The sequence below is a fragment of the Brachyspira aalborgi genome, from assembly GCF_008016455.1.
Taxonomy (GTDB): domain Bacteria; phylum Spirochaetota; class Brachyspiria; order Brachyspirales; family Brachyspiraceae; genus Brachyspira; species Brachyspira aalborgi.
This window is the reverse complement of record NZ_SAXU01000001.1, coordinates 221,159-247,934: the sequence shown is the minus strand read 5'-3', so window position 1 is coordinate 247,934 and position 26,776 is coordinate 221,159. Positions and strand designations below refer to the sequence as shown.

General features: G+C 27.8%; 22 protein-coding genes. 11 read left to right on the top strand and 11 right to left on the bottom strand.

The features are described 5' to 3' along the window. Positions 1-39 precede the first annotated feature (39 nt). Positions 40-978, top strand: a complete 939-nt coding sequence (gene thrB / locus EPJ79_RS01200) for a homoserine kinase (protein WP_147738131.1) — start codon at positions 40-42, stop codon at positions 976-978. On the opposite strand, the gene EPJ79_RS01195 is transcribed toward thrB, so the two are convergent. The 7 genes from EPJ79_RS01195 to EPJ79_RS01165 all read right to left on the bottom strand — a co-directional run bounded on the left by EPJ79_RS01195 (position 975) and on the right by EPJ79_RS01165 (position 9,171). Further along, positions 975-1,631: an AAA family ATPase gene (locus tag EPJ79_RS01195; RefSeq protein WP_147738130.1), complete on the bottom strand. Its 657-nt coding sequence runs from the start codon at positions 1,629-1,631 to the stop codon at positions 975-977. The two genes, thrB and EPJ79_RS01195, sit on opposite strands and share 4 nt — an antisense overlap. A gap of 24 nt (positions 1,632-1,655) precedes the next feature. Beyond that, positions 1,656-3,791 (bottom strand): alpha-amylase/4-alpha-glucanotransferase domain-containing protein, encoded by a 2,136-nt coding sequence (locus EPJ79_RS01190; protein WP_147738129.1) that lies wholly within the window; start codon positions 3,789-3,791, stop codon positions 1,656-1,658. Positions 3,792-3,991: 200 nt separating this feature from the next. After that, positions 3,992-4,687: a uracil-DNA glycosylase family protein gene (locus tag EPJ79_RS01185; RefSeq protein WP_208745251.1), complete on the bottom strand. Its 696-nt coding sequence runs from the start codon at positions 4,685-4,687 to the stop codon at positions 3,992-3,994. Beyond that, entirely contained in the window at positions 4,672-5,280 is a 609-nt protein-coding gene (locus EPJ79_RS01180; RefSeq protein ID WP_147738128.1) for a GmrSD restriction endonuclease domain-containing protein, read from the bottom strand. Before EPJ79_RS01180 ends, EPJ79_RS01185 begins: the two co-directional genes overlap by 16 nt. Before the next feature lie 3 nt (positions 5,281-5,283). After that, complete coding sequence (locus tag EPJ79_RS01175; protein ID WP_244289040.1) at positions 5,284-6,393, bottom strand: M24 family metallopeptidase; 1,110 nt, start codon at positions 6,391-6,393, stop codon at positions 5,284-5,286. Between the two features lie 108 nt (positions 6,394-6,501). Next, complete coding sequence (locus EPJ79_RS01170) at positions 6,502-7,656, bottom strand: CdaR family transcriptional regulator (RefSeq protein ID WP_244289039.1); 1,155 nt, start codon at positions 7,654-7,656, stop codon at positions 6,502-6,504. A 144-nt stretch (positions 7,657-7,800) separates the two neighbouring features. Then, positions 7,801-9,171, bottom strand: coding sequence for a GntP family permease (locus tag EPJ79_RS01165; RefSeq protein ID WP_147738126.1), 1,371 nt, complete (start codon positions 9,169-9,171; stop codon positions 7,801-7,803). A 185-nt stretch (positions 9,172-9,356) separates the two neighbouring features. On the opposite strand from EPJ79_RS01165, the gene EPJ79_RS01160 reads away from it, so the two are divergent. The 3 genes from EPJ79_RS01160 (at position 9,357) to EPJ79_RS01150 (ending at position 13,135) form a co-directional block, all read left to right on the top strand. Further along, positions 9,357-10,478, top strand: coding sequence for a glycerate kinase family protein (locus EPJ79_RS01160; protein ID WP_147738125.1), 1,122 nt, complete (start codon positions 9,357-9,359; stop codon positions 10,476-10,478). 440 nt (positions 10,479-10,918) lie between these two features. After that, positions 10,919-11,314 carry a hypothetical protein gene (locus EPJ79_RS01155; protein WP_147738124.1) on the top strand — a complete coding sequence of 132 codons (396 nt, stop codon included), beginning with the start codon at positions 10,919-10,921 and terminating at the stop codon, positions 11,312-11,314. 168 nt (positions 11,315-11,482) lie between these two features. Further along, positions 11,483-13,135, top strand: a complete 1,653-nt coding sequence (locus tag EPJ79_RS01150; protein WP_147738123.1) for a motility associated factor glycosyltransferase family protein — start codon at positions 11,483-11,485, stop codon at positions 13,133-13,135. 67 nt (positions 13,136-13,202) lie between these two features. Here EPJ79_RS01150 and EPJ79_RS01145 read toward each other — a convergent pair whose 3' ends face one another. Together EPJ79_RS01145 and EPJ79_RS01140 are read right to left on the bottom strand one after the other, a co-directional pair. Next, positions 13,203-13,913 carry a zinc metallopeptidase gene (locus EPJ79_RS01145; protein ID WP_147530158.1) on the bottom strand — a complete coding sequence of 237 codons (711 nt, stop codon included), beginning with the start codon at positions 13,911-13,913 and terminating at the stop codon, positions 13,203-13,205. Between the two features lie 89 nt (positions 13,914-14,002). Further along, on the bottom strand, positions 14,003-14,836 hold the full coding sequence (locus EPJ79_RS01140; RefSeq protein ID WP_147738122.1) for a bifunctional 5,10-methylenetetrahydrofolate dehydrogenase/5,10-methenyltetrahydrofolate cyclohydrolase: 834 nt from the start codon (positions 14,834-14,836) through the stop codon (positions 14,003-14,005). 247 nt (positions 14,837-15,083) lie between these two features. Here EPJ79_RS01140 and EPJ79_RS01135 point away from each other — a divergent pair, with 247 nt between their 5' ends. Then, the gene (locus EPJ79_RS01135) at positions 15,084-15,734 is read left to right on the top strand and encodes a redox-sensing transcriptional repressor Rex (protein ID WP_021959201.1); all 651 of its coding nucleotides are present in this window, start codon (positions 15,084-15,086) and stop codon (positions 15,732-15,734) included. 63 nt (positions 15,735-15,797) lie between these two features. Here EPJ79_RS01135 and EPJ79_RS01130 read toward each other — a convergent pair whose 3' ends face one another. Together EPJ79_RS01130 and EPJ79_RS01125 are read right to left on the bottom strand one after the other, a co-directional pair. Next, positions 15,798-15,893, bottom strand: a complete 96-nt coding sequence (locus EPJ79_RS01130) for a MetS family NSS transporter small subunit (protein WP_021959202.1) — start codon at positions 15,891-15,893, stop codon at positions 15,798-15,800. A 24-nt stretch (positions 15,894-15,917) separates the two neighbouring features. Beyond that, the gene (locus EPJ79_RS01125) at positions 15,918-17,405 is read right to left on the bottom strand and encodes a sodium-dependent transporter (protein ID WP_147738121.1); all 1,488 of its coding nucleotides are present in this window, start codon (positions 17,403-17,405) and stop codon (positions 15,918-15,920) included. Positions 17,406-17,578: 173 nt separating this feature from the next. Here EPJ79_RS01125 and EPJ79_RS01120 point away from each other — a divergent pair, with 173 nt between their 5' ends. The 6 genes from EPJ79_RS01120 (at position 17,579) to EPJ79_RS01095 (ending at position 26,664) form a co-directional block, all read left to right on the top strand. After that, the gene (locus EPJ79_RS01120) at positions 17,579-20,335 is read left to right on the top strand and encodes a TreP protein (RefSeq protein WP_147738120.1); all 2,757 of its coding nucleotides are present in this window, start codon (positions 17,579-17,581) and stop codon (positions 20,333-20,335) included. Between the two features lie 387 nt (positions 20,336-20,722). Then, positions 20,723-21,727 carry an ABC transporter substrate-binding protein gene (locus tag EPJ79_RS01115; protein WP_147532074.1) on the top strand — a complete coding sequence of 335 codons (1,005 nt, stop codon included), beginning with the start codon at positions 20,723-20,725 and terminating at the stop codon, positions 21,725-21,727. A gap of 42 nt (positions 21,728-21,769) precedes the next feature. Further along, positions 21,770-22,777 (top strand): ABC transporter substrate-binding protein, encoded by a 1,008-nt coding sequence (locus tag EPJ79_RS01110; RefSeq protein WP_147738119.1) that lies wholly within the window; start codon positions 21,770-21,772, stop codon positions 22,775-22,777. A gap of 57 nt (positions 22,778-22,834) precedes the next feature. Then, positions 22,835-23,836, top strand: coding sequence for an ABC transporter substrate-binding protein (locus EPJ79_RS01105; protein ID WP_147738118.1), 1,002 nt, complete (start codon positions 22,835-22,837; stop codon positions 23,834-23,836). A 61-nt stretch (positions 23,837-23,897) separates the two neighbouring features. Then, a complete protein-coding gene (locus EPJ79_RS01100) occupies positions 23,898-25,022 on the top strand; it encodes an ABC transporter ATP-binding protein (protein ID WP_147738117.1) in 1,125 nt (374 codons plus the stop codon). Then, positions 25,015-26,664, top strand: coding sequence for an ABC transporter permease (locus EPJ79_RS01095; protein WP_147738116.1), 1,650 nt, complete (start codon positions 25,015-25,017; stop codon positions 26,662-26,664). Before EPJ79_RS01100 ends, EPJ79_RS01095 begins: the two co-directional genes overlap by 8 nt. Positions 26,665-26,776: the final 112 nt, after the last annotated feature.

The following is a 26,776-nucleotide window of genomic DNA, read 5'->3' as shown; positions in this document are numbered from 1 at the left end:
ATATTTAAGTATATTCTATAAAAATATTATTAAAGGAAAATGATAATGATTAAAAATAAAAAACTTATAACTTTCAAAATTCCCGCAACAAGCGCAAATATCGGTTCGGGATTTGATAGCGTTGGGCTTGCATTAAATCTATATAACGAAATTCATATTTACGAAAACGATAATTCAAAAAAAATAGAATTTGAAATTTTTGGAGAAGGCGAAAATGAAATTTCTAAAAAAGACAATATGATATATTCGGCAATGAAATTAGTTTTCAAAAAATTAAAATCAAAACCAAAAAAAGGATATATTATAAAATGTATAAATAGAATTCCGTTATCTAGAGGACTTGGCAGCAGTTCGGCGGCTATTATCGGAGGTTTACTTTGCTCTAATTTTATTCTTGGAAATAAACTTAAAATAGAAAAAGATATTTTAAATATGGCTGTTCAAATTGAAGGACATCCCGATAATGTAGCTCCCGCGATACTCGGAGGAATAGTTTCGGGAGTCGTTAAAAAAGAAGAAGATTTTAAATATATAAAAATAAAACCTCCAAAAAATTTAAAAGCTATAGTTTCAATTCCCGATTTTTATTTAAGCACGGAAATAGCGCGAAATATTTTGCCTAAAGAAATTACAAGAAAAGATGCTATATTTAATATTTCAAGAGCGGCGCTTTTAACTTCTGCATTATTTTCAAATAGACTCGATTTGCTTGAAATCGCAACCGAAGATAAAATTCATCAAGATTATAGAGCTAAATTCATCCCGAATTTAAATCAATTATTTAAAGAAACAAAAAAAGCTGGCGCTTATTCTGTGACGATTAGCGGAGCTGGTTCTTCAATACTCGCTTTGGCAAAAGACGATAAAAATATAATAGAAAAAGTTTCAAAAGCTATGCATTCTAGTTTTAAGAAAAAAAATATAAATTCGGTTATAAAAGTTTTAAATATTCCAACAAAAGGAATTATTATTAACTAACGCAAAATCTCTTTTATTATATTAGGATATTTTATCTCTTCTATTTTTTTTATTTCAGGCTCAAATTCCGTCAAATAAATTTTTATCGGACTTATTTGTTTTCTTATATATTCTAAAACTTTTTCGGAAATAAAAATATCTCTGTTTACATTTATAATTATAAAAGGAGCTTTAAATCCTATTTGATGAAGAAATCCTATTTGCTCCAAACATGAATGAATAATATTAGAATTATATTCTACTACAGGAATTATTTGTTTTTCGTTTTCTATATCCGAAATTAAATCGATAAAATTATAATTTTCTTTTATAGGAGAATATAAACTTAAAGCCTCAAAAACCATATAATCATAATTGTCGCTATTTTCGTAAATTAAATCGTTAATATCTCTCTGTTCTATATTTTTTTCAATGCTATGAAGAGGCGATATATTTCCGTTTGTAGCGTAAGAAACAAATATATCGGAAGCGTTTAAATCGGTAGTATTTCTTATATATTCGCAGTCGAATAATTTTCCGTCTTTAACTTCCATTACGAAAGGTTTATAATAGCATACTTTCTTTCCTAATATTTTTAGAGAAGATATTATATGAGAAGACAAATAAGTTTTTCCCGAGCGTTTAATATCCGAAACTATGCAAAAAATTTTCATTTATAAGCCTTCCAAATTAAATTATTAAATATTTTTCGTATCTACTTTTATTTTATAATATTTTTTTTCGTTTGGTTTTAAGTTTATTTTCTTTAAGCAAACTATAGTAGAATTTTGATAATTCATTTCAAGTTTATCAACGGCATCCGATATCGTATAATTTGGCATATATAAAAAAATAGTCTCTTCTTCGGCTTCAATTAATATTTTTATTTTTATATAAGCCTCGTCCGTCATAGCGAAAATTTTTCCCGTCCACTCTCCCGTTTCGGATAAATTTTCGGATATTCTTTTATCTTCTCCCGTATAATATCTGTCTTTTTCGCCTCCCGCAAGCAAAGTAATATTATTTTCTAAAGCGTAAATGAATTCAATTTCTTCACACGATTTATTTTCAAAAATAGCTTCCAATAAAAAACCGCCTTTAGAGTTCACAATATATTTTTTTATAAGATTAATTTCTTTTCCGTTAATTTTTCCTTTTCTTTTAAATATTACCTTTGCAAAATCTTTATCTATTTTATCTTCGATTATTTTATAAAACGATTCAAAAAAATTTGCATTTTCTTTATATTGCAATAATTGAAATTCTTCGGCGCTTGGCATTTTATTTAAAAAATGGTCAACTCCAAAAACTTTTTCATTTTTATCAAATACCAAATATTTTGCAATTTTTTCATCGACTTTTTTAGCAATTTCATGAATAGAAACATGCCCTTCGTTTTGATTATCGTTATTCGTATTTCGCATAGCCGATATATGATAAGCTTCTTCTCTTCTTTTCAATGTATCAATTAAATTAATCGGGTTTTCTTTTTTTAAATCCCATTCTATTAAAGAACCGCTTAAAGAATGAAAAATTAAAGTTTCTTTTTCTGAAGATATAATTACTTCGTCTCTGCCGTCCATATCAAAATCGATATTTTTTTTAATAAAATAATTCTCTCCATAAATATTTTTTTCGGATATTGAAGTAGATTTTATTAAATTAGAATAAGTCGCATGTCTTAAATTATTTAAATATAATCCGCCGAAAGTTCCATGCCAATAAGGACAATTGCATTGCCCTTGAAGTAAATAATCTAAAGCGATTTCTTTATCTTCTTTTATTTTATCTTTATTTCTTTTAAATTTAAATCTATCAAAGATATTTGAAGCGTAAATCATTCTTTTATTCATTCTATTGCTTTCAGAATATTTTGAAAAATAATTTCTCCAAAAACCGCCTCGCATAAATCTTGTAATAATTTCATTTTCGTTTGATTTTTTTAATTCTTCAAGTTTTGAGTGAAATTCGTCTTGCACTTTAGCGGGCAATACCCAAGTAAGCATCTCTTCATAAGAGCCGTTAGGAATATATATTTTTGAAACTGGCGGGTATTTTTTTATATATTCGCTATATGTTGTCGTTTTTATAATATCTTTTTCTTTGCTTAAAGCTTCAAAAAAATTTTCAAGCCATTTATCTTCATAAACCCATTTTTGAGTTCCTGGCCAATCTCCATATTTTTCGCCATCGTCATGCAAAACTACTACTCTATCTCCTTCTTCGGTTGCTATTGATTTTAAATATTCTATAGATTTTTCGGCTTCTCTAAACGGAATTAAATAACGAAGTTCTTGCGAAATTGGAAATATATTTAATTTATAATTTTCATTGTCGGTTATAAAATATCCGTAAATATTTTTTGTATCTATTCCCGTAGTTAAAAATTGCGAGTCGTCAATCATAATATATTCGATTCCGTTTTTTGCTAAATTTTTAACTAAAGTAGGCTCCCAAACTCTTTCGGCAATCCAAGCGCCTTTTGCTTTAACTTTAAATTTATCTTTTATATAACCGTTTAATTTTTTAATTTGTATATCTTTATCTCTATCGGGAATTGACGGCATTATAGGTTCGTAAAAACCGCCGCTTTGAATTTCTATTCTTTTTTCTTTCGCTAAATTTTTTAATTTTTCAATATGCTCGGGATGATTTTTTTCTATCCAAGATAAAAGGCTTCCCGTATAATGAAAATTAAATTTTATATCTTCATATTTTTCAAGCATATCTAAAAAAGGTTTATAAGCTTTTTGATATGTGCTTTCAAATACAAAATCAAAATTTCCAACGGGCTGATGATTATGATTGCCCAATATTAAATTTATAGTTTTCATAAGAGTTCCGTTAATTAGTTTTTATAATTTTAAAATATTAAAATATTGAATAACATAATTTTATGTTAATTATAGTTTTTTGTAAAGTATTAAAATAAATTTCTTCTAAAAATATTTTTTCTTAAAAAATGCTTGATATATTTTTTTAATTCGGTTTTTGGCGAGACAAAATATTATATAAATAATTTTATTAAAAATAATTAATAAAGATTCAAATAATATTTAAAAAGTTCTTTTTTAGTAGAATATAAACTAACGCCTTTTATTGGGCTTATTTTTAAAGTAATAGTCGCAATTTTTATTTTTAAATTTTTTATCAAAATAAATCTTTCTCTAACGGAATTTATTATTTCGTTATTTATATTACTTTTGTTTTTGTAATGTTTTTTAATATCTTTGCTTTCCATTAATTGATAATTCAAATTATTGTTATTAAGAATTTTAAAAAAATTATTTTCCGTAAATCTGCTTGTGAAAATTATAAGTTTTAAACTTTTATAATTTTGAAAAATATTTGCAATTAAATTATTATATTCTACTATTATTAAATCTGTGTCTTTTGAACTTTCTTTATTTTTTCTTTTGCATTTTGAAAATACATCAGCAATTCCTATTTTATTATTTTTAAAAAGTTTTTTTTTCATATTTTTATTTATCAAAAATTCTTTATTATCAATATCAAAAGAATCGGCAATTAATCTCCAAAATTCGCTTTTACTACTTGCATAATACCAAGCGTTTTCTTTTTTATCTTTTGGAAGAGAATTAAATTTTTCTTTTTGAGAATATAAAGGCACGGGAAAAGTTCCTAATATAAGAATCTTCATTTTATTAGGAAAAAAATTTATATCTTCAAAAATTTGTTTTTCAATATCGCTCATTATTTGCCTTTGCATACTATATTTGAAACTTCGTCAAAACCTTCTTCAATAGTAAGTCCCCAAGCGGTTTTTATTTTAAACCATTCTCTAACATATTCGCATTGATATTCTTTATTTGGCGGAAGCCAATTTACAGGAGATTTATCGCTTTTATTTCTATTTGCGCTTTTCGATACGGCAATTAAATGATTATCGTATTTTAAATAATTATAATATCTGTTTTTCTTTTTCTTGTTCCAATTACTCGCTCCGCTAATATGAGCGTTTTTCAAAGGCACTAAATGGTCGATATCCAAATCGCTCGGATTGGTAAAATATTTTCCCGTATATTTATCAAACCATTTGCCTTTTATAACTTTATTATTTGAAATAACGGGTTTTATTAAAGATTCTTCGGCTAATACTTCATGCCTCGTGTTAAGTCCGTTTTTATCTTCGTCAATCCAATTTCCCCAATCTTTTCTGTTATATTCGTTTATTAAATTTGATTTATAAATATTTTTATAATAATAGTATAGAGCAAAAATTATAATTATTAATAAAACATATATTGGATATAATTTATTTTTTCTTCTTCTATTATTATTATTTCTATTTATTATTGCCATACTTTATAAAACAATTAAATCCGTTGGCGTATCATTCATTGAAACTCCTACGTCTTTTGTAACTATAACCATATTTTCTATTCTAACTCCGCCCAAATCTGGAATATATATTCCAGGCTCAACAGTAACTATAGTTCCGCCTTCAAGAACATTGTCTATTATTGGCGATAATCTTGGCGCTTCATGAATTTCAAGTCCAACGCCATGTCCTAAACTATGCCCGAAATATTTTCCGTATCCGTTAGATTTAATAATTTCTCTTGCAGAATTATCCGCTTCTTTTCCCGATATTCCCGAATGTATAGCTTCAATTCCTTTTTTATGTGCTTCTTTAACTACATTATATATTTTAGACATTTCTTTAAAATTATTTCCTTTGCCAAAAAAGAAAGTTCTTGTTATATCGCTTTTATAACCTTCTCTCGATAAACCAAAATCCATAAGAATATTATCGCCCAATTTTAATTTTCTATCGGTTGGCATTCCATGAGGAAGAGAGGTTCGCTCTCCAAATAAAAGTATTGTGTCGAAAGCCGTTTTATCTCCGCCTTCTTTTCTCATTTGATATTCCAACTCCGCCGCTAATTCTCTTTCGGTAATATTTTCTTTTATAAACGCTAAAGTTTTTGTCATAGCTTTTTCCGCTCTATTTAAATTATCTCTTATAATTTTTATCTCTTCTTTTTCTTTGGTGATTCTTATATTGTCAATATTCGCTTTATTTACCGATATTTTAATCGAAGAGCTAACCATAGCTAAAACTATATTTTCGTAATCGGATAAATAGAGTCCGTTTCTTGCAATGGTAATTTCTTTAACTTTAATAGATTTCAATAAATCGACTAAAGCGCCTTCATAATTATTTGAAACCAAAACTACGGAAGTTTTATGAGTAATTTTAGTAGCTTGTTCAAAATATCTCGAATCTACAAGCAAATATTTTTTTGAATTATGAATTAAAAGCCAGCCCGCCGTTCCCTTAAAACCCGTCAAATAAAATATATTTTCGTTTTTAGTTATAAGAATGGTTTCTTTAGTTAAGTTTCGCAATCTTTTAATTCTATTGTCGTAATCAAATTTTTTATTTTCTTTACTTTCGGTTATTTTTAACATTTTTATTTTATATCCTTTTTTATTTTACAAAATTATTTTATGATAAATAAATATTATACTTAAAATAAAAATTTTTGTCAAAATAAAATAAATTATAAATAAATCATTTTAATTCTTTTTATTTAATATAATAGACAAAATATAAAATTTAATTCTATCTTTATGATTATTAATCGGGTCTAATCCTAAAATCTTTTTTATTTTCTTCATTCTGTAAACCATAGTATTTCTATGTATCTGTAAACTTTCGCATGCTTTATTTATATTCATATCGTTTTTACTCATAGCCGTAATTGTTTCTTTATAAAGCGGACTTCTTTTTATTATATTCAAAGCGTTTCCTAATATCATTTTTGAATTTGCTTCTTCGCTTAAAGTAAGAAATTCTAAAATATAATCTTCTATAAAATATACGGATTTATTTTTAAACTCTATATAATTAAGCAAAAAATCCGCATGTTCATAACTATAAGGTATATTATCTAAACTATTAACTATTACTCCGCATGCCGTTGAAAATTTTAAATTCATTTTACTGTCTATTTCTTTTTGAAGGCTTGTAAAGAAATTTTTTAATACGCTTTTTTTATCCGTTTTTTCTTTATTGTTAAAACTTTTTATAATAATAAATTGTCTGTTTCCCAAATAAGATACTATATCTTGTTTATAAAAATACTTTAAATATTTAGTTTTGTCTATTATATATTCTACTGTTTTGTATATATCCAGATTTTCATTTTTCTCAAATTTTATTAAGCAAACGGCTCTATCTATATCAAATAAATAATTATTTTTTTCAGCCCAAATATTTATTGTGGAAGCGTAGTTATAATTTTCTTTCGATATAATTTTATGAATATAATTATTAAGAGTAGTTTGTTTAAATATCTTTTTATCTGCGTCTATTTCTCTTTCTATAAATATTTCCGTAAGCATTTTTACCATATCGGCTATTATATTTATTTTCTTTGGATTTCCCGTAACTCCGACAACTCCTATAACTTCATTATTAAATATTATTGGCATATTAATTCCAGGTTTACTGCTTTCGGTATCGTTATCTACGGTATCAAAATAATGCATGCTTTTTCTTTTTTCAATAACCTCCAAAGCTCCAGAATGTATTTTTCCTATTCTATATTTATCGCCGCTCGCTATAATCTCTCCGTATTCGTTCATAATGTTAATATTGATTTTATAATCAGTATCATTCATTATTTTTTTAATAATTTTTTTTGCTATTTGATTATCTAAAGAAATCATATATTTAAATCCTTAATTTTAATTTATAAAATGTATATAATCCTATAAATAATTATATTTAATAAAAACTATTTATAGGATTATTAAAAATTATACTAATTTATATAAAATACATATTAATGATTTTAAATATATTTTATAATTTTATCTTAAAACCAAAGACACTAAAAACACATTTATTATGCCCGCTATTCCTATTATAAGCGTCATTAAAGTTTGAGTTTTATAACCGTCTTCGGCTTTCATCTCTCCAAAATTCGTAACAACCCAATAATAACTATCATTTGCATGCGAAACAGTCATAGCGCCAGCCGCAATAGACATAACGGTTAAAGAAGCTAATGCAGGCGTATCCAAACCTAAAGCTCCCATTAAAGGCGCTATTATTCCTGCTGTTGTAGTTAATGCTACAGTGGAAGAACCTTGCGCAGTTTTCAATATCGCCGATAAAATAAACGGAAAAAATATTCCTATAGTTTGAAATAGAGTCGCATTTTCCGTTATGAAATCAACCAAACTTGAAGAAGCTATAACTTTTCCCAAAACTCCGCCAGCAGCCGTTACAAAAAGTATAGGTCCTACAATTTTTAAAGTATCGTTTGTTATATCGTAAAAACTTTCTATATTTTCAACGCTATTTTTTTGATTAAAATAAGTTATTGCTCCAAAAATAACGCCTACAGCTAATGCAATTATTGGAGTTCCTAAAAATTGTAATAAACTTATAAAACTTCCTTCTAATTTTGCCATAGTAACTGCGGAAGCTAAACCCATTAAAAGAATAGGTATTATAATCGGAGCTATCGCTAAAAAACCGTTAGGCAATTTTCCGTAGCTTTTTACCAATTCCTCATAACTTTTAACGCTATCTTTATTTTCTATTTCGTCTATAGATTTAACTCTCTTACCAATATATTTTGCAAAGAAATATCCCGATATTAAAGGCAATATTGAACATAAAATTCCCATTCCTATAACCATTAAAAGATGGTCGCCTACTCCTAAAGTATTTGCAGCGGCAATTGGTCCTGGAGTAGGAGGTATAAATACATGCGAAGTATATAAACCTGCAGAAAGAGCGACAGACATAGCAACACTTGAAGTCAAAGTTCTTTTTGCCAAAGCTTTTCTAATCGGATTTAAAATTACAAAACCAGAATCGCAAAATACGGGAATAGAAACTATCCAGCCCATAATAAGCATTGCAAGTTCGGGTTTCTTTTTGCCTACAACTTTTATAACTATGTCGGAAAGTTTTAAAGCGCCTCCCGTTTTTTCTAAAATAGTTCCGATTAACGCTCCTAATATAATTACTATTCCTATGCTTGTAAATGTTCCGCTAAATCCCGTTCCTATTATTGAAGGAATAGTTTTTATTGGAATTCCCGCTAAAAATGACAGAAGCAGAGAAACGCCCATAATAGACAAAAACGGATGAATTTTTAATTTCGATATAGCAAATATCATAATTATTATACAAATGATAAAAGCTATAATTAATGAAATTCCTTGCATATTTAACTCCTTATATTTTAATTTAATTAATAGTATATCAAAAAAATTATTAAATTACATTATACAAACAATACAACTTTTATATAAATTATTGTATAATATAAACAATGAAAATTAATACTATTTAATTTATCTTTAAATAAAAATATTATAAGAAATTCAAAATCTTTAAGGACAAATTAAAAATGAAAAAAATTATTATTATTCCCGATTCTTTTAAGGGCAGTTTGTCAAGTTTGGAAGTTTGTAACGCGATAGAAGAAGGAATATTAAAAGTATTTAAAAATACTGAAATAAAGAAAATTCCCATAGCAGACGGAGGCGAAGGAACTGTAGATTCTGTTTTATACGCTACGGGAGGAAAAATAAAAAAAGTTAATGTAAGAAATCCGCTCGGCAAAATTATAAAAGCAAAATACGGAATAATCGATAATAATAAAGCCGTTATAGAAATGGCGGAGGCTTCAGGTTTAACTTTGATAAAAGAAAAAAATCCGCTTAAATCTTCAACTTACGGAACGGGCGAACTTATTAAAGACGCTATAGAAAATGGAATAAAAGAAATATTAATTGGAATAGGCGGAAGCGCTACGAACGATTGCGGAATTGGAATGGCTAACGCTTTGGGATATAGATTTTTCGATAAAGATAAAAAAGAACTTGAAGCTATAGCGGAGAATATGATTAAAATTGCAGAAATAGACGATTCTAATGTAGATAAAAAAATATTTGATATAAAAATAAATGTAGCCTGCGATGTAAAAAATCCTCTTTACGGAAAAGACGGAGCTACTGCAATTTACGGAACTCAAAAAGGCGTTAATAAAGAAAGTTTTGATATATTAGATAACGGATTAAAAAATATCGCTAAATTAGTAAAAGAAAAATTTAATAAAGAAATAGATTATATAGAAGGTTCGGGAGCGGCGGGAGGTTTGGGCGGAGGTTTAATAGCCTTTTGCAATGCGGAGTTAAAAAGCGGTATCGATGCAATATTGGATATTATAGATTTTGAAAACGAAATAAAAGACGCTTCTCTTATAATAACGGGCGAAGGAGCGATAGACGGACAAACTAAAAAAGGCAAAGTTCCCGTAGGAATATCAAGAAGAGCGAAAAATATTCCTGTAATTGCGATAGTCGGAGATATAAGAGACGGAGCGGAAGCGGTTTATGAAATGGGAATAACTTCAATAATGCCCGCTTTAAAAAGAGCTATGCCTTTGGAAGAAGCGATAGCAAATTCAAAAAGTTTAATAATTGACGCTACAGAGAGAGCATGCAGATTTATGTCTATTGATTTGTAAATAATCTTGATTTTAAAATATTTTAATATTTATTATAAAATTATGTGAATTTTAATATAATTAAATGCTTGACAAATTTTTTTAAAATGTTATAATTTGCATACAATTAATAAATAAATAAATAACCGAAGGAAAGAATTTCGGTTTAAGGATGTTTAACTTGAATAATCTAGAACAGAACAGAACAGAACAGAACAGAACAGAACAGAACAGAACAGAACAGAACAGAACGCTATTATTATCTTCTAAACAATAATTTAAATTTCTATATATTACAAATTTCAAAAGCGTTTAAATTTTTAAGCGCTTCAATTTTATTGCAAAAATTTTTCTCAAATAAACAACTAATATTTGGATTATTTCAATTCAATCAAAATTTTAATTTCGCGAGAAACATTTATTTAAATGTTTTTAATAAATATCAAAAGGAGAGTTCTATAATGAAAGAACAAAGAAAAAATTTTTATCTATTATTAATTATCTTATCTTTAATCGCTCTATTTTCAATAAGTTGCGATAATAAGAATAAAACAGGAACAGAAGGAAGAACATTATCTTATTATGCTGGTAATTGGTATGGAAAACTAGTGCAAACTGAAATGCATTTACTTACAATAAATACTGACGGTTCTTTTACTATAAAAGGAGAGAGTGGCGATACTACAATTCCTTCGTCTTCTGTAACAAGAGTTAGCGACACGACTTATACCGCTTCGTATAGTGACAGTAGCAGTAGTGGAAAATTTACTCTTGTTTTTATTAGCGATACTCAAGGAAATTTAATAATGGGACAAGAAGGAGAAAGTCCATTAACTTTAGATATTACTAAAAAATAATTGAAATTAATAATAGATAAAATAATTAAAAGGCATCGTATTTATTACGGTGTCTTTTTTTATTTATAAATTAAATGATTGTTTTTTTATTCTCTTTTACTAAAATAATTAATTGTATTTTTATTCGTTTTTATATATCATAAAACAATTACAAAAGAGAAAATTAAAATGAATAATTATATTAATAATATTGAAGAGCTTAAAAATAATAAATATAATTTAAGAGCGATTGAAAAATTAAATATATATAAAATAAAAAATTCTGTATATTCTATAAAATTAAATAAAGAAAATCTTATAACCGTTTTATATAATAATAAACCTTTAACTTCAATTTACGCTCCGATTGAAGAAGCTAAAAAATTAATAAATCAAAATATAAAAGATAATTCGAGTCGTATTGGAATTTTTTTGTCTATATCTTCGTTTTATCATATAGATTATTTTTTATCTCTAAACGAAAATAGCAAAGCGATAATAATAGAAAAAGATATTGAAGTAGCGAAATTAATTTTTGAAAATATAAAATCTGAAAACTTAAAAAGAGTGATTATATTATTAAAAGAAAAAATTGAAGATATAATTTCTTTTTTCGATTTTTATATAGCCGAAGAAGATATTAAAAAAATAATTTGTATAATGCATATAAGAGCCTCGAATATAAACGCTGAAAATAAAAATTATTACGACAATGTTAATTTTCTTTTAATGAATAAAATTAAAGAAAAATTAATGTCTCTAACTTCAAATTATTATTTCGCTCCGATTTGGGCAAGAAATATAATTTATAATTTGGCTTTCAATAAAGGCTATTCTATAAAAACTTATAAAAATATTTTAAATAAAAAAACTCCTTTGCTTTTAATATCCGCGGGCGCTTCGATAGACAATTATATTGAAAAAATAAAAAAACTCTCAAAAACTCATTTTATTTTAGTTTTATCACATGCATTCAATACTTTAATAAAAAATAATATAAAACCTGATGCAATAGTTTCGACTGACGGCGGATTTTATTCTTGCATTTATATAATAGACGCTATAAAAGAAAATATTCCAATATTTACAACTCATAGCGCTTATTCTTTCCCGCTTACAAATATTAATAAAAAAAGAATATTTTATTTTTCGCATAATGAAAGTTTTGAAAAAATTATTTATTCTAATAAAAATAGCGATAATAATATTTATTTTCCTATGGAAGGAAGCGTTATAATGCCCGCTTTGAGAATTGCTAATTTTCTTAATCCAAAATATATTTTATTTGCAGGTTGCGATTTTTGTCATTTAAGTAATAAAAGCCATTCAAAATATTCAAATGCAATAGCTTTAGATTTTTTAAGTTCTTACAAATTAAAAACTTTTGAAAATTTGAAATATAAAAGATTAAACGATAATCAAAATATAGAATGCTACGATAATATTTTAAGAAAATCTTCTTCTTCGCTTATTAGTTATAAAATGCATTTTGAAACTTTGGCAAATGAAATTATAAAAGAAATTGAAATTTTTAATTTAACAAAAGAATCTGCAAAAATAAAAAATGTTAAAATATTTAATAATATAAATTTAAATAATACAAATGAAAAAAATATAAATATAAAAGATTATATTGAAGAGAATATAAACGAAAAAGAATTTATAAACAAATTAGAATATTTTATTAAAAATATATACAATGAAATTGACGAAAATTTTGCTAATATGATTTCGCCTTATCATTTTTCAGAATTAAAAGAAAATAAAATTTCAAAACGAGAATTTAAAGAATATATAAATAAATGGCATAACGAAATAAAAATAATTTTAAATAAATTTTAAAAATAAAAAAAGAGGATAATTAAAAAAATTAACCTCTTTATTTTTTGATTTTAAATATTTAATCTTTTTAATCTCTTCTTCTATTTGCAATTAATATAAGCCTTATAAGAGATAAAACCGAAGTAACGGCGGCGGCTACATAAGTTAAAGCTGCGGCTTTCAATACTTTTTTCGCTCCGTCAAGTTCTTCAGAATCTAAAAATCCGCCTTTATCTAAAATTTTTATAGCTCTGTTTGAAGCGTCAAATTCAACGGGTAAAGTTATAAGCGAAAAGAAAACCGCAAAAGCGAATAATATTATTCCAATCAACATAATCGTTTGAGAAAAACTGCCCGCTCCTCCGATTAATATTCCCGCTAAAACTAAGAAAGGTCCAAATTGGTCTCCTATCGCGCATAAAGGATAAAAACCGTTTCTTAAAGTTAAAGGCGTATATCCTCTGTCATGCTGTATTGCATGTCCAACTTCATGAGCCGCTATTCCTAAAGCCGCCACATCCGTTCCGCTATAAACTCCCGAAGATAGACGCAATACTTTTGCCCTTGGGTCATAATGGTCGGTTAAACTTCCATTTATTCTTTCAACAGGAATATCTATACCGTAAGCGTTTAATATATGTTTTGCAGTTTGCTCTCCCGTTATTCCTCTTCTATTTTGAACTTTGCTATATTTTGAGTAAGTTCCTTTAACTTTAGCTTGCGCCCAAAATCCGAGTATTAATCCAGGTATTAAAATCCATATATAACCGAAATAATATTCTAAATATCCTCCAATCATTTTTAAATCTCCTAATTTTTAATTTATGCATTATAGCATTAATTTATAACAATGTTAATATATAAAATGTAAAATTATTTATTATAAAATTATTGATTTTGAAGACTATAAAGATAAAGCAAATTATCTAAAAGCATTGCAACCGTAACGCTTCCCACACCGTTTGGAGTTGGAGTTATAAAAGAAGCTAATTTTGAAGCCTCGTCAAATTTAACATCGCCTTTTATAGAACCGTCCTCTAAAACATTTATTCCAATATCTATAACAATCGCTCCTTCTTTAATATATTCTTCGGTTATATACTCCGATTTTCCGATAGACACGCATAATATATCGGCTTTCTTGCAAATCTCTTTTAAATTTTTTGTTTTTGAATGAGTTATTGTAACCGTTGCCGATTCTTGAAGAAGCAAATGAGCTAAAGGTTTTCCAACTATATCGCTTCTTCCAACGACTACGGCGTTAGCTCCTTCAATTTTTATTTTAGTTTTTTTAAGTAAAGCCATTACGCTTTTAACCGTGCATGGAATAAGTTTGCTTTCTCCCAAAAATATTCTTCCTAAACTTATATTTGATATTGCATCGACATCTTTATCTGGCGAGATTGTTTCGTAAACTTTCTTTTTATCTATATGTTTAGGCAAAGGCGCTTGAATCATTATTCCGTTGGTTTCTTTTTCTTCGTTTAGATATTCTATTAAAGTTAAAAAATCTTTTTCGCTTGTGTTTGAGTTAAGATTATGAAGCGCGCCAATCATTCCCGCGCTTTCTGCGGATTTTTTAGCTCTATTAAAATATATTTCAGTAGATTTATCATTTTCAAAATATATAAAATCTATTCTTGGTTTTTTATCGAGCAAAGCGACTTTAGATTTTATATTTTCTTTTATTTCTTTTGATAATTCTCTTCCATCAAGTATCATTTATAAAACTCCGAAAAATTATTAAAATATTTTATAATTAATATTATAAAATACAAGTTGTTTATTTTATTTAATATATTTAAAATTATATGTTATTTTTGGCGAGATAAAAAATAATATAGAATTTCTGCTTATTTTGTTATCAAAAAATAACATTATAAACAATTTTATTTTAGAAATATTTTATTGACATATAACTTTATTATGATATAATGATATTAAAATAAATAATAATATCGGAGTAAATATGATTAGCAGAACACAAATTATGCGTTTATTGAAATATAAAAACGCCTTAAAGCGTATGAAAAGTTTTGGTTTCATAAAGGCTTATTCAAATAATTTGGGAGATGCGATTGGCATAAGCGCCGTTCAAGTTAGAAAAGATTTTTCATTATTTAGCATATCGGGCAATAAGAAAGGCGGATATATTATTGACGATTTGCTTGATAGAATAGACGATATACTCGGAAAAAAAGTTTCGCATAGTATTATATTAATCGGATATGGAAAAATTGGAAAGGCTTTAGTAAATTATAGAGGTTTTGAAAATGAATCTATGAAAATAGTGGCGGCTTTCGACCATAATCCCGAAAAAATCGATAGAGAGGCAAAAACTCCGATACTTCCGATTGAAGAATTAAAAGATTATATAATAAATAATAAAATAGAAGTTGCAATATTGACAGTTCCAGATTTGGAAGCTCAAAGAATGTTTGATGTTATATGCAATGCGGGAATTAAAGGCGTTCTTAATTTCGCTCCTATAAAATTATTAGATAAACCAAATTGTATTATAAACGATGTAAATATAGTAGATGAAATTGAATCATTATTTTATTTTATAAACGATATTGAAAATACCACAATTCAAAGAGGCAGAATAAAAAAACAATAAATAAAAAAAGAGGAATAATCTAAATTGATTAAACCTCTTTATTTAATTATAAAACTTAATTTTTTATATTTTTCTTAAAGCTATGGCGAGAAAGAAAACAAATCCTCCCCAAACTGCAAGTAGACTAAGTCCCATAAATATAGCCGAATCTATTCCCATAATTTTCTCCTTTATTTAATCTTTTTATTTATTAATATATTTTTCTTTAAGTTTAGCTAGTATTACTCCAACTATAAAAGCGATAATCGGCATAGACCAACCTAAACCTATTAAAGCCGCTTGAGGATAATTCTCATAAGGCGTTTTAAAATCGGTTATTAATTTTAATGCTAAAAAAACCGCTAAAAATATAGGAGTTAAGAATTTTAAACAGAAATCCCACCAAATTCCTATTCTAAACTCGCTTACTTTATTAATTAAGTCTTTAAAGTCATTGAGTTTATATACCCAAGCTATTAAAACCAATTCTATTAAACCGCTTATTACAATATTATAATTATTTATAAAATGGTCCACTATATCTAATATATATAAACCGCCGCCTGTCGCATATACCATAGATATTGCAGCCTGTATAATCATAATAACTATAGACGCTTTTTTTCTATTATAATGGAATTTATCTATAAAAGAAGAAATAACAACTTCTGATAGAGATATTGCCGAAGTTAAACCAGCAAATGCAAGAACTAAAAAGAATACAGCTCCAAATATTCCGTTTAATCCTGGCAAAGAATTAACGGCTTCGGGAAATACTATAAAAGCCAAACCTATTCCGCCATTTCCCGCAACTTCCGAAACTTCTTTACCTTGCGCGCCAGCCATATAACCAATTATACTGAACACTGTTATTCCAGCAAGCAAACTAAAACTTGTATCGGCAAAGCCTGTCATAAAAGCGTTATTTGAAATATCCGAATCGTCCGATAAATAGCTTGAATAAGTAACCATTATACCGAAAGCGATTGACATACTATAAAATACTTGTCCATAAGCGGCTATCCAAACATTAGGGTCGAGAATTTTTGAAAAATCGGGCTTAAACATATAATCTAATCCCTTAAACGCTCCTTCTAAAGTTAATCCTCTAATAAGTATTATTAAAATTAATATAAATAATAAAGGCATAAATATTTTATTAGCCTTTTCTATTCCGTCTTTAACTCCGCCTATAACGGAAATTAATATAATAATCCAAACTATTATCAAAGGAATTGCAACTTGAGGATTAAAACCGCCTAATTTAAAACCGTCCGATACTTTAAGATATTCGTTAAAGAAAAATCCCGCCGTATCGCTTCCCCATGCCAAACCTTTAAGAGAAAATAAACCGTAAGCTAAAGACCAGGCTATAATAACGGAATAATAAATAACTATTCCAAAGCATGTAAATACTTGAAGCCAGCCTAACCATTCCCAAGAAGGATTTAAAAATTTAAACGCTCCAGGCGCGCTCTTATGGGTTTTATGTCCCATAGAAAATTCTAAAACCATAATCGGTATTCCCGCGGTAAACATAGCGATTAAATAAACTATCATAAAAGCTCCGCCTCCAAAAGAAGCTACCATATACGGAAAACGCCATATATTACCTAAACCTACCGCAGAACCTATAGCAGCCAATATAAATCCCGCTCTAGTTCCCCATTGTCCTCTATGATGATGACTCATTTTTTACTCCTTAATTTAATTAAAAATTTAAATATTGCCTAAAATAATACATAAAAAATAATAAAATAGCAATACTTTATATAGAAATTATTTATATATTTTTATATAAATACTTGAAAAAATATTTATTAAGATTTATCATTTTAATAAAATTTTTATTACATTTACAATATATGAAGAGATTTATTTTATTATTATTTTTAGCTATATTTGAATTATCTTATTCTCAAAATGTTATTTTTAAACCTTTTAGAAAATTATACACAATACAAACCAAAAAATTTGAAATAATATTTCCAATAGAATCTAGAAGAACGGCGGAAAAATTATCCGAATTTGCAGACGAAATATACGAAGAATATTCAAAAATTTTAAATAGCAAAGTTGACGGAAAAATCCCGATTACTATAACATCCGACATGAATATATTTAACGCTTGGGCGACTCCTCTACCTTATCCTGCTATGGTTTTATTCGACACTATTGAAACGGGCGAACCGTTGGACGCCGACAATTTTAAAGGCACTTTTATTCATGAGCTTACGCATTTATTAAGTTTGGCTTCTGAAAATGCGGGCTATCCTACAAAAGTTTTGGGAAATTGGGCTTCAATGCTTTTTTTTAATACTCCGATTTTTATGCTTGAAGGAATAAGCGTGAGTATGGAAAGTTATAAAGGTTTTGGAAGAGCAAACGACCCTTTGGTTAAACAAACATTAAGACAAGATATTTACGAAGGAAAGTTTAAAACTCCGATACAATTAAGCGATATTTGGAGTAAAAGACCTTACGATTCTTATTATTTATATGGCGGATTATTTTCAAAATATTTACAAGAAAGATTTGGAATTGAAAAATATAATGAATTATGGAATGTAATGAGAAAAAAATTATCTTTTTCTTTTTTAATTTATAATTCGGGTTTTTACGGAGCATTTAAAAAAGTTTATGGAATGAATTTTTTAGAAGTTTGGGGAGATTTTCAAAATTCTTTAGCGCTTGAAAATATAAACCCGAGCGAAGAGTTAAGAGTTAATAATAAAGAAACTTATATAAGCGATTTGACTTCCTACGGAGATAAAGTTTATTATATAGATAATAATGTTGGAGCGCTTTATTCTTATAAATATAAAAGAAATGAAATCAATGAAAAAAAAGATTTAAAATTAGAATTCTACATTGATAGGAGTTCGGACAGTTTAGATATTTCTTCTGACGGTAAAAAAGCTTTATTCGTATCTCTAACTTATAACGGCGGACTTTATAAATATGTCGTAAAAGAATACGATTTAGAAAAAAAGAAAAGAACAAAAAGAAAATGGGCGGATATTCAATATACAAGATTTTTCAAAAACGGAATTATCGGAATTGGAAAAGATTTGCATAATCCTATTTTAATTTATATTGACGAAAATAATAATAAAGAAATTTTACTTGAAGCGAATGATAATTTTTCTTACATATCGCCAACTGTTATTGACGATAATAATATAGCTTTAATAATTTCCGATTACGGAATAAGACATATTGCGATTTTCAATTATCAAACAAAAACCTTAAAATATGTAGATACAAGAGACGACAGTTTAAATTTTGTAAGATATTTAAGATATTCTAACGGCAAACTTTTATTTTCTTATAATAATAACGATAGATTTTATAAATTGGGAGAATTGGATTTAAATGCAAATAATATAAAACTTTATGATAAAGATTTTTCGGGAGGAATAATCTCGCCCGTTTATGCAAATAATTCGTTTTATTATAGAGGCAAATTTTCTGAATACAATAAATTAATGAAGTTTGACGAAAATATAAAACCTCAAATAAAAAATATTTCGCTTACTTCAAAAACTATTGAAAAATATAATTTTATTCCAAAAAAAGAATTAGGCAAATATAATCAATTTAAATATATAAAACCTTTTGCAACTTGGGCGCCATTGCCTCAATTAAATACTTCGTTTCCATATTTTATAAACGGATTTGGAATTTTTTCTTATATGGCATCTCCGTCTCGAAATAATTCTGCATATTTATGGCTTGGGCTTGATATTCCTTCATTATTTTTACAAACAGAATTTAATCTAACTTCTTACGGTTTGTTGTATCCTTTAAATTTTCATTTCGACAGTCAAGTCGTTTATTCTGAATATAATTATTGGCAATTAAGTTCTTCGATTGATATGCAATTTAAACTTTACACGGAAAGCGATAAAGTATATTTTGTTATATCGCCAATATTATACGGAGCTTTATTTTCGGAAGATAAAATTCCAAATTATATATCGAGCGCTTTCAAGTGGAAATATGATACTTGGACTTTTGTAACAACTTTGCAAGCTTCATTTGTTTTTAAAACTAAAGCAGATAAACCTTATAGAGACGATTTAATTAAAATTTCTTTATATCCAATGTATTCGGTAAAATATAATAAATTCGGATTAGATTTTAAAACTCAATTTCAAACGAGATATATTCCTTTAAGAATGAGTTTTTACGGCGCTTATGTTTTAAACGGAATAGCGGCATTTGATGGAGCTTCAAAAATATTTGGAACAAAATACGCTATAGCTCCCGCAGAATTTCATGCATATTCCCGATTAAAAAATCTTAAAGATAATTATTTTTTAGCGGGCGATGTCGAGCTTTTAGGATTTGTTGACTCTCAATTTAATTTAAGTCATATTTATTTTGACAATTTTTTTGCTTCATTGTCTTATAGATACGGTTATTATGATAAAAATTATATGCATTCTATCGGGGTAAAATTAGGGGTAAATGCAAGTATTCCCGTTATATCTTATAATATCGTGACGGGCGAACCTTATATATTATTAGCTTTAAGAATGCCTGAAAGAATTGAAATGTTTAAAAAGATTTCTTTTAACGATTTTTATATAGGTTTCGGACTTCAAATTTCTTGGTAATTTTATATTTTAATTATAAAAATTAGAATAAAATTCATTTATTAATGACGATATTATTTTTTAACGAAATTTTTTTAAATTTTTTATTTAAAACGCTTGACAAATCATTTATTATATACTATACTTAATATAGATAAACAAAAAGGAATATATAATATGACTTTAATAAACTTATGCGGTAGGTATCCTATCCTATCCTATCCTATCCTATCCTATCCTATCCTATCCTATCCTATCCTATCCTATCCTATCCTATAAATTCATTTTTAAAGTTTTATTATATTTATCGATTAATCTATTTCTATATAATATCTATTCCAATGATAATTGGCGTTTATTCCTTAAAAAAACGCTTTTTATAAAAAAATATTTTCAAGGAGTTAAGTTATGAGAAAACTTAATTTAATTATTTTATTTATTGCGATATTTATATTATCATGTTCGCAAAGCAAAAGTTCGGATAAAGAAGAGTTAATAATATACTGTTCGCATCCGTTAGATTTAATGAATACTATTTTAGACGATTTCAAATTAAAAAATCCTAAAATAAGCGTTGAAGTTGTAACTGCAGGAACGGGAGAATTGCTTAAAAGAATAGAGGCAGAAAAAACCAATCCTTTAGGCGATATTCTTTGGGGCGGAACTTTAAACAGCGTCAAATCAAAAGGCGAATTGTTTGAAAGTTATATTTCTACAAATGAAATTAATATATTTGAAGAATTTCAAAACGAAGAGGGAAATTTTACAAGATTTTCGCTTATTCCAAGCGTTATTATGATTAATACAAATTTAACAAAAAATATAAAAATTGAAGGCTACGCGGATTTATTAAATCCAGCATTAAAAGGAAAAATAGCGGCGGCTGACCCTGCGGCTTCCTCTTCCGCTTTCGAGCATTTGGTTAATATGCTTTACGCTATGGGAAATGGAAATCCTGAAAAAGGTTGGGATTATGTTAAAAAATTATGCGCGAATTTAGACGGCAAATTATTAAGCGGTTCTTCTGCCGTTTATAAAGGAGTTGCGGACGGAGAATATGCAGTCGGTTTAACTTATGAAGAAGGCGGAATAAATTATGTCGTTTCAGGTTCGCCCGTAAAAGTTATATATATGAAAGAGGGCGTAATATCAAAACCCGAAGGCGTTTATATTATTAAAGGCGCTAAAAATTTAGAAAACGCTAAAAAGTTTATAGATTATTGCGTTAGTTTAGACGCTCAAAATATTCTTATTAATAAAGTTAATAGAAGAGCTATAAGGAAGGACGCTTCTTCCTCTGAAGTCGTAATACCTATGACTGAAATTTATTCAATAAAAGACGACCCAGATTTTGTAGAATCGAATCGTCAAAAATGGCTCGATAAGTTTAGAGATATTTACACAGGAATTTAATTATTCAAAATAAAAATTAAAAATAAAAGGAGAAATAAAAAAATGAAAAGAATAATTATAACTACATTATTTACATTAAGTTTATGTTTAGGTTGCTCAAGCGAAAAGTCGGATACGGGAAAAAATGCGCTTGTAATTTATGTTTCACACCCTTTGGTTATCGTTAATCCACTAGTAGACGATTTTAAGGCTAAAAATCCAGATATAAATGTGGATGTAATAGCCGCAGGAACAGGCGAGCTTATCAAGAGAGTAGAATCTGAAAAATCTAATCCTTTGGGAGATGTATTTTGGGGCGGAAGTCTAAACACTATAAAACCTAAAGCAGATTTATTTGAAAATTATATTACTACAAACGAAGCAAGCTTTTTAGAAGAATATAAAAATGTTGAAGGAAGTATAACCAGATTTACAACTATGCCAAGCGTTATTATGGTTCATACAAATTTGGCAAAAAATATAAAAATTGAAGGCTACGCGGATTTATTAAATCCAGCATTAAAAGGAAAAATAGCTTGCGCCGACCCTTTAACTTCTGCGTCTTCTTTTGAACATTTAGATAATATGCTTTACGCTATGGGAAATGGAGACCCTGAAAAAGGTTGGGATTATGTTAAAAAATTATGCGCGAATTTAGACGGCAAATTATTAAGCGGTTCTTCGGCAGTTTATAAAGGCGTTGCGGATGGAGAGTATGCAGTCGGTTTGACTTTTGAGGAAGGAGGGGCTAGTTATGTAGCGTCTGGTTCTCCTGTAAAATTAGTATATATGAAAGAAGGCGTAATAGTAAAACCTAATGTAGTATCTGTGGTTAAAAATGCTAAAAATATGGAAAACGCTAAAAAATTTATTGATTATCTAACAAGTTATGACGCTCAAAAAATGGTTAATGAAAAGCTAAACAGAAGAGCTATCCGAAACGATTTACCTCCTTCTGAAATACTTCTATCTATTGATAAGATAAATGTAATAGAAGATAATGAAGATATAGTAGAAGCCAATAAACAAAAATGGCTCGATAAATTTAGAGATATTTTTACCAGCATATAAAATGGTATAAATATAAAATTTTTTAATATTATTTTTTAAATAAAAGGAGATACAAAAATGAAGAAAATAATAAGTATTTTAATCGTATTAAGTTTATGTTTTGGTTGCTCAAGCGAAAAATCGGAGTCAAGTAACGCTCTTGTAATTTATTGTCCACATCCTTTGGATTTTATTAATCCTTTGGTAGACGATTTTAAGGCTAAAAATCCAGGTATAAATGTCGATGTAATAGCCGCAGGAACGGGAGAATTGCTTAAAAGAGTAGAATCCGAAAAAGATAATCCTTTGGGAGATATACTTTGGGGCGGAAGTTTAAATACCATAAGATTAAAAATGGATTTATTTGAAAATTATACTTCCACAAACGAAGTGAATATTGCAGAATTCTACAAAAATGTTGAAGGACCGATAACGAGATTTACTACTATTCCAAGCGTTTTAATGGTTAATACAAATTTATCGAAAAATATAAAAATTGAAGGTTATGAAGATTTATTAAATCCAGCATTAAAAGGAAAAATAGCTTGCGCCGACCCTTCGGCTTCTTCCTCTTCTTTCGAGCATTTGGTTAATATGCTTTACGCTATGGGAAATGGAAATCCCGAAAAAGGTTGGGATTATGTTAAAAAATTATGCGCGAATTTAGACGGCAAATTACTAAGCGGTTCTTCTGCCGTTTATAAAGGAGTTGCGGACGGAGAATATACCGTAGGTTTAACTTTTGAGGAAGGCGGCGCTAATTATGTAGTTTCAGGCTCTCCCGTAAAATTAGTATATATGAAAGAAGGCGTTGTTTTCAAGGCTGACGGAATATATATTATTAAAAACGCTAAAAATATGGAAAATGCTAAAAAATTTGTAGATTATGCCACAAGTTATGACGCTCAAAAAACTATTAACGAAAAATTAAATAGAAGAAGCGTGAGAGACGATTTGCCACCTTCTGAAATATTACTTTCTGTTGATAAAATAAATGTTATAAAAGACGATGACGCTACGGTTGAAGCGAATAAACAAAATTGGCTAAATAAATTTAAAGATATATTTACGGGAATTTAATATTTAATTAAATATTAATAATAAAAAATTAAATAAATAATAAATAAAAAAAGAGGAAAAAATGAGCGTATCAATATCTGTAGAAAATGTGGTTAAAAGATATGATAAATTAACCATAATACCAAATCTATCTCTAAATATAAAAAATGGAGAATTCTTTACTTTGCTTGGACCTTCGGGTTGCGGTAAAACTACTTTACTTCGTATGATTGCAGGATTCAATTCAATAGAGGACGGAAAAATAAAATTTGACGAGGATATTATAAACGATATTCCCGCGCATAAAAGAAATATCGGCATGGTATTTCAAAATTATGCAATTTTTCCTCATATGACGGTTAGGGAAAATGTAGAATACGGATTAAAATTAAGAAAAGAAGATAAAAATTCTATGAAGAAAAAAGTCGATGAAATGCTTGAGGTTGTAAAGATAGAAGAATATCAAAACAGACTTCCCGAAAGATTATCGGGAGGACAACAGCAGAGAGTCGCTTTGGCAAGAGCTATAGTTATAACGCCGAATGTTCTTTTAATGGATGAGCCTCTTTCAAATTTGGATGCAAAATTAAGAATAGAAATGAGAAGCGCCATAAAAGATATTCAAAGGCATGTCGGAATTACTACGGTTTATGTAACTCATGACCAAGAGGAAGCTTTAGCCGTTTCGGATAGAATAGCCGTAATGAAAGACGGAATAATACAGCAAGTTGGAAATCCCGTTTCAATATATTCGCGTCCTTCAAATGTTTTTGTCGCCACTTTTATAGGACATTCTAATCTATTTTACGCGAAAATATATAAATCTTCAAATGAAAGCGGTTTAATATTCAAAAACGGATATAAATTAGAAATGGATAATTTAGACAATATTGAAGACGGAGACGAGGTTATAGCGGCTATAAGACCTGAAGAGTTTAGCCTTGCAAAAATTACGGAAGAAAGCATGAAAGCGAAAGTAATTACAAAAACTTTTTTAGGAAAATATATAAATTATTCTTTGCAATTTGAAGATAAAGAAGTTATTCCCGAACAGCCAAGTATAGAATATTCTCAAGATTCCGCGTCTTTAGATAAAATATACGAAGTTAATGAAACGATTAACTTAAAACCAAATCCTAAAAAAATAAATGTCTTTACTCTCGATATGGAAAAGAGTCTTATAAAAGGAGTTAAAAAATATGAATAAAAAATTTAGAATAGATTTTTGGACTTCGATTACTTTAATAATAGCTTTAGTATTTGCTTTATTTTTAGTATATCCTTTGCTTTCTTTATTTTTAAGCAGTTTTAAGAATCCTGAAACGGGAGCTTGGACTTTAGATAATTTTCTTAAATTTTTTAGCAGAAAATATTATTATCAAGCTTTGGGAAATAGTTTTTTGGTAACTATATGCGTAACGATTTTAACTATATGTTTAGGAACTCCTATGGCATATTTTATGAGCGTTTACAAAATAAAAGGAAAAACTTTTTTACAAATTTTGATTATTATATCTATGATGTCGCCCGCTTTTATCGGCGCTTATTCTTGGATACTTTTACTTGGAAGAAGCGGAGTAATAACAAAATTTTTTGCAAATTTAGGAATAACGACTCCGACAATATACGGTTTTGGCGGAATACTTTTAGTTTTTACTTTAAAATTATATCCTTTTATTTTTATGTATGTTTCGGGAGCTTTAAGCAAAATAGATGTTTCTCTTATGGAAGCTGCGGAAAGTTTAGGATGTTCGCCTTTTAAGAAAGTTGCGACTATAGCGATTCCTTTAATAACTCCCACAATATTGGCGGGAGCTTTGCTTGTATTTATGAACGCATTAGCCGATTTTGGAACTCCTATGCTTATAGGCGAAGGATTTAGAACAATGCCTACAATGATATATTCCGAATTCGTAAGCGAGGTTGGAGGAAATGCAAACTTTTCGGCGTCTATGGCAAGCATAATGGTATTTATAACGGCTTTAATGTTTATAACTCAAAAATATTTTGTCAATAAAAAATCGTTTACAATGAGTTCTCTAAATCCGATTAAACCTAAAGAAATAAAAGGAATAATGTCTATATTCGTTCATATATTTTTATATTTGATAGTATTTTTATCTATAATACCTCAAATTACGGTTATTTATACTTCATTTTTAAAGACAAACAGAGCGGTATTTGTTAAAGGATTTTCTTTTGACAGTTATATTACTATATTCTCGTCTTTGGGAACTTCGATTAAAAATACTTATCTTTACGGACTTATAACTATATTTATAATAGTAATAGTCGGTATGTTTATAGCTTATATATCAATCAGAAGAAAAAATATATTAACTAGCATAATAGATACGATTACAATGTTTCCTTATATAATTCCTGGTTCGGTTTTAGGAATAACTTTGCTTTTGGCTTTCAATAAACCGCCTATAATATTAAGCGGAACGGCAATGATAATAATAATTTCTTTAGTTATTAGAAGAATGCCATATACTTTAAGGTCAAGTTCGGCAATACTCTATCAAATAAGCGTGAGCATGGAAGAAGCTTCAATAAGTTTAGGAGCTTCGCAGGTTAAAACTTTCTTTAAAATAACCGCTATGATGATGCTTCCTGGAGTTATGTCGGGAGCGATTTTAAGTTGGATAACTGTAATAAACGAATTAAGTTCTTCTGTAATATTATATACGGGAAAATCTAGGACTATGGCAGTTTCTATTTACCAAGAAGTTATAAGAGCAAGCTATGGAACAGCGGCGGCGCTTTCTACGATACTTACAATATCGACTATTATATCTCTTATAATATTTTTCAAATTAACGGGTAAAAAAGAAGTTAGTTTATAATATTATTTTATGTTTATCAAAAATGGAGTATATTTTTTATTCAAATAATAACTTCCTACTTTATTATATTTAATTTTTATGTTATTATATAGTTTTAATAAAATGTTTATAG

What these genes read in the sequence shown, in the direction of transcription:
- thrB (WP_147738131.1), top strand. Translation starts at nt 40, where the DNA reads ATGATAATGATTAAAAATAAAAAACTTATAACTTTCAAAATTCCCGCA.
- EPJ79_RS01195 (WP_147738130.1), bottom strand. Translation starts at nt 1,631, where the DNA reads ATGAAAATTTTTTGCATAGTTTCGGATATTAAACGCTCGGGAAAAACT.
- EPJ79_RS01190 (WP_147738129.1), bottom strand. Translation starts at nt 3,791, where the DNA reads ATGAAAACTATAAATTTAATATTGGGCAATCATAATCATCAGCCCGTT.
- EPJ79_RS01185 (WP_208745251.1), bottom strand. Translation starts at nt 4,687, where the DNA reads ATGCAAAGGCAAATAATGAGCGATATTGAAAAACAAATTTTTGAAGAT.
- EPJ79_RS01180 (WP_147738128.1), bottom strand. Translation starts at nt 5,280, where the DNA reads ATGGCAATAATAAATAGAAATAATAATAATAGAAGAAGAAAAAATAAA.
- EPJ79_RS01175 (WP_244289040.1), bottom strand. Translation starts at nt 6,393, where the DNA reads ATGTTAAAAATAACCGAAAGTAAAGAAAATAAAAAATTTGATTACGAC.
- EPJ79_RS01170 (WP_244289039.1), bottom strand. Translation starts at nt 7,656, where the DNA reads ATGATTTCTTTAGATAATCAAATAGCAAAAAAAATTATTAAAAAAATA.
- EPJ79_RS01165 (WP_147738126.1), bottom strand. Translation starts at nt 9,171, where the DNA reads ATGCAAGGAATTTCATTAATTATAGCTTTTATCATTTGTATAATAATT.
- EPJ79_RS01160 (WP_147738125.1), top strand. Translation starts at nt 9,357, where the DNA reads ATGAAAAAAATTATTATTATTCCCGATTCTTTTAAGGGCAGTTTGTCA.
- EPJ79_RS01155 (WP_147738124.1), top strand. Translation starts at nt 10,919, where the DNA reads ATGAAAGAACAAAGAAAAAATTTTTATCTATTATTAATTATCTTATCT.
- EPJ79_RS01150 (WP_147738123.1), top strand. Translation starts at nt 11,483, where the DNA reads ATGAATAATTATATTAATAATATTGAAGAGCTTAAAAATAATAAATAT.
- EPJ79_RS01145 (WP_147530158.1), bottom strand. Translation starts at nt 13,913, where the DNA reads ATGATTGGAGGATATTTAGAATATTATTTCGGTTATATATGGATTTTA.
- EPJ79_RS01140 (WP_147738122.1), bottom strand. Translation starts at nt 14,836, where the DNA reads ATGATACTTGATGGAAGAGAATTATCAAAAGAAATAAAAGAAAATATA.
- EPJ79_RS01135 (WP_021959201.1), top strand. Translation starts at nt 15,084, where the DNA reads ATGATTAGCAGAACACAAATTATGCGTTTATTGAAATATAAAAACGCC.
- EPJ79_RS01130 (WP_021959202.1), bottom strand. Translation starts at nt 15,893, where the DNA reads ATGGGAATAGATTCGGCTATATTTATGGGACTTAGTCTACTTGCAGTT.
- EPJ79_RS01125 (WP_147738121.1), bottom strand. Translation starts at nt 17,405, where the DNA reads ATGAGTCATCATCATAGAGGACAATGGGGAACTAGAGCGGGATTTATA.
- EPJ79_RS01120 (WP_147738120.1), top strand. Translation starts at nt 17,579, where the DNA reads ATGAAGAGATTTATTTTATTATTATTTTTAGCTATATTTGAATTATCT.
- EPJ79_RS01115 (WP_147532074.1), top strand. Translation starts at nt 20,723, where the DNA reads ATGAGAAAACTTAATTTAATTATTTTATTTATTGCGATATTTATATTA.
- EPJ79_RS01110 (WP_147738119.1), top strand. Translation starts at nt 21,770, where the DNA reads ATGAAAAGAATAATTATAACTACATTATTTACATTAAGTTTATGTTTA.
- EPJ79_RS01105 (WP_147738118.1), top strand. Translation starts at nt 22,835, where the DNA reads ATGAAGAAAATAATAAGTATTTTAATCGTATTAAGTTTATGTTTTGGT.
- EPJ79_RS01100 (WP_147738117.1), top strand. Translation starts at nt 23,898, where the DNA reads ATGAGCGTATCAATATCTGTAGAAAATGTGGTTAAAAGATATGATAAA.
- EPJ79_RS01095 (WP_147738116.1), top strand. Translation starts at nt 25,015, where the DNA reads ATGAATAAAAAATTTAGAATAGATTTTTGGACTTCGATTACTTTAATA.